Annotated in this window: 3 protein-coding genes; all 3 read left to right on the top strand. The window is 47.8% G+C overall.

Annotation, left to right across the window (positions count from 1 at the left end; all coding sequences use genetic code 11):
• Positions 1-86: 86 nt before the first annotated feature.
• The 3 genes from F6K20_RS30965 to F6K20_RS30955 all read left to right on the top strand — a co-directional run bounded on the left by F6K20_RS30965 (position 87) and on the right by F6K20_RS30955 (position 2,868).
• The gene (locus F6K20_RS30965; RefSeq protein ID WP_502708900.1) at positions 87-1,130 is read left to right on the top strand and encodes a dipeptide epimerase; all 1,044 of its coding nucleotides are present in this window, start codon (positions 87-89) and stop codon (positions 1,128-1,130) included.
• The gene (locus F6K20_RS30960; RefSeq protein WP_287297283.1) at positions 1,114-2,172 is read left to right on the top strand and encodes an N-acetyltransferase DgcN family protein; all 1,059 of its coding nucleotides are present in this window, start codon (positions 1,114-1,116) and stop codon (positions 2,170-2,172) included. Before F6K20_RS30965 ends, F6K20_RS30960 begins: the two co-directional genes overlap by 17 nt.
• Positions 2,173-2,361: 189 nt before the next feature.
• Positions 2,362-2,868, top strand: a complete 507-nt coding sequence (locus F6K20_RS30955) for a DUF3172 domain-containing protein (RefSeq protein WP_008187233.1) — start codon at positions 2,362-2,364, stop codon at positions 2,866-2,868.
• Positions 2,869-3,202 lie beyond the last annotated feature (334 nt).

Below are 3,202 nucleotides of genomic sequence, written 5' to 3'. Positions count from 1 at the left end.
ATTATGGTTCCGCTATTACTAGCTATCATATCTTTTAGAAAAAGTCTAGTCATTGCATACAAACTGATTACATTTAATTCGATCATATTGATTTCCCTGTATGGGTCAGGATAGAACAGGAGGGTATTGAAGCGTGGGGCGAAGGGTCTCCGTTTTCCCTAGGAAAGGCAACTAGCCTCAGCAGTAGCTCGTCAGATCCAGGCACAGAGGGTTTCCTGCCCCCTACACCCCATAAGCAAACCACTGAGATTCTGCTAGAAGCTCTAGAGGTGGTTATCCCGATGCTGGAGGCATTTAGTCCTTGGGAACACCAACAAATTGAACGGGTCTTGGAGGAGGTACAGGTGCCATCAGCGGCTTGGGCGTCCATTGATTTGGCAATACATGACTGGCTAGGGAAGCGGGTGGGATTGCCCCTCTGGCGGCTGTGGGGATTGAACCGCCGCCGAATTGTGCCAATTTCCTCTACGGTAGGCATTAGTGACCCAGACAAGGCCAGGCAACGGGTCCAGGACTGGATTCCCATTACTGGTGCTCATGTACTCAAAATTAAATTAGGTTCCCCGGATGGGATTGCTGCTGATCAACAGATGCTACTGGCCATCCGAGATGAAGCACCAGAAGCCGAGTTGAGTGTAGATGCCAATGGAGGTTGGAGTTTGGAGGAAGGGATAGAGATGTGTAACTGGCTGGCGAGTCAGGGCGTCAGGCATGTGGAACAACCCCTCGCTCCTGGAAAAGAGGTTGATTTACCCCAGTTGTATAAGCAATCCCCTTTACCAATTTTTGTGGATGAAAGTTGCAAGACTAGCCAAGATATTCCGCCGTTGGCAAACTGTGTCCATGGTATTAACATCAAACTAATGAAATCCGGTGGTTTAACTGAGGCAATACGGATGGTGCATACCGCAAAAGCTTGTGGGTTGCAGGTGATGTTTGGTTGCTATTCTGACAGTACTCTGGCCAATACAGCAGCTTCTCATCTCTCACCACTGGCAGATTATCTAGATTTAGACAGCCACTTAAACCTAGTAGATGACCCCTTCTTAGGGGCAACCCTACAAAATGGGCATTTGATACCGAATAATTTACCAGGACTGGGGGTGAAACGCCGTGAATTTAACCACTAATCGGCGTATTGCGATTCTACTCCATGAAGGGTTTCTTGGTTCAAAAGGCAAAACCGGACTGACTCTGTTACGGTATTGCCCAACTGAAATTGTGGTAGTGATTGACCACCAGTGTGCTGGGGAATCTTTGTCTAAATTAACTGGAATTAAGGTTAATGTCCCGATTGTAGATTCTGTGTCTGCTGCCCTAGCTTATCAACCGGATATCCTAGCCATTGGTATTGCGCCATCTGGGGGAGCATTACCAGAGCCTTGGTGGCAGGAGGTGAAAGTAGGGGTAGGAGCAGGGTTATCGATTATCAATGGTTTGCATACTCCCATGGCATCTGACCCAGAGTTACAGAAATTACTGCAAGACGGTCAGGTAATTTGGGATATTCGTCGGGAACCGAAGGGATTAGGCATAGCAAGTGCTCAAGCGCGATCGCTACCTTGTCAGCGCATCTTGACAGTAGGTACAGATATGGCAGTGGGCAAAATGTCAGCAGCTCTAGAGTTATATCTGTGCGCCCAACGTCAGGGCATATCATCGAAGTTCCTAGCAACTGGTCAAGCTGGCATTATGATTTCTGGGGATGGCATTCCCTTGGATGGGATTCGGGTAGACTTTGCGGCTGGTGCTGTGGAACAAATGGTATTGCGCTATGGTAATGACCACGACTTATTGATCCTAGAAGGGCAAGGTTCTCTGTTGCATCCTGGTTCTACAGCTACTCTACCGCTAATTCGAGGAACTCAGCCGACGGGATTACTATTGGTGCATCGAGCCGGACAGAAGTCTGTTCGTAATCATGACCATGTGTCGATTCCCCCATTAACCAAGGTGATTGAGCTTTACGAGACCGTTGCTAGTGCTGGTGGGGCATTTGGTCAGGTCAAGGTGATTGCGATCGCACTTAATACTGGCCACTTGGATGATCAAGCTGCCCGGTCGGCAATTGAACAGGTACAAACAGAGACTGGCCTACCTTGTACCGATGCCGTGCGATTTGGAGCAGATGTATTGTTGAAAGCAGCAATTGGTGATAATGAGTCGGGTTAAGACAAAACTATCCTGTACCTCGTCAGTATGATAAACGCTATAAAAATGTTTCCCAGCTTCCCAGCTCCCCATCTCCGGATTAATCTTGGCGTACCTGGCATACTGAAAGAAGGGGGCAAGTAGCAACTACTCCCAGGAAATCTTGACCCAGCAAATTCTAAACGTTAATTCAAACGTTAATTCAATCCAATGAAACGTGAATCCAACAGTTCTAATGGGATACCTGAACTTAATTACACAACCTTAGCGATTCTTGGTGGGGTTTTTGTCTTGGGACTTGGAGTTGGTATTGCTTTTAGCTCTGGTGCCACTCTCAACCCAGAAAATGTTGCCTCTCGTGAAGTGATTGACCGCAGCGCACCCAACCCAGAGCTTTGTATTCAGTATGGTGCCAGTGCGATGGTGACAGATATGCAAGTTTTCGTGACTCTCAATCCCTTTAATGTGTATGTGACTCAGCCCAAGATGCGACCTGGGTGTGTTTTACGTCGGAATAACTGGTCAATTCTAGAACAGAGGAGGCTGATCTCATCGGAACAGGTACGGGAATGCAAAAACAGGATGAATACTTTTGGTTTCACTGGTGTGCTTGAAGGTTCACCGGAAATCCGCTGTATCTATCAAAACGATGCAACCGGTAACTTGTTCCTCAACCAAGGTGGTGCCACCGGACCACGGGAAACCGATCAGTTTTAAAGGTTGAACAAGATGAGTGACGCATTCCCCCACCACGAGAACGCAGGTGGGGGTCAAGGAACTGCCTATTGTGTTATAGTTAATTTAGCTTGAGCGGTACGGCAAAGGACAGAACAAGATTCTGAGCAACCTAGAGGCACGAGGTGTAAATCCTTTGTAGTCGGTTTATATACGTCAGACTCTAGGTAAAAGTTTATAATACAAGCCCCATAGCGGAAGCGATGCAGCGCGGTCTTGTGGAGCCAGTGCGGTCTTCGGGGTTTCCCCCATGAGCAACTGGCGTGGTTTCCCCCACTCGCTATTGCATCAAGACAACGACTTGGGGGAATAGTAA

The organism is Moorena sp. SIO2C4, assembly GCF_010672485.1.
In the GTDB taxonomy this organism is placed as follows: domain Bacteria; phylum Cyanobacteriota; class Cyanobacteriia; order Cyanobacteriales; family Coleofasciculaceae; genus Moorena; species Moorena producens.
The sequence above is the reverse complement of the archived record's forward strand: the minus strand, read 5'-3'. Positions and strand labels throughout refer to the sequence as shown.

Bases quoted from the DNA above. Each gene is read 5' to 3' on its own strand.
- F6K20_RS30955 (WP_008187233.1), top strand. From the start codon at position 2,362: ATGAAACGTGAATCCAACAGTTCTAATGGGATACCTGAACTTAATTAC.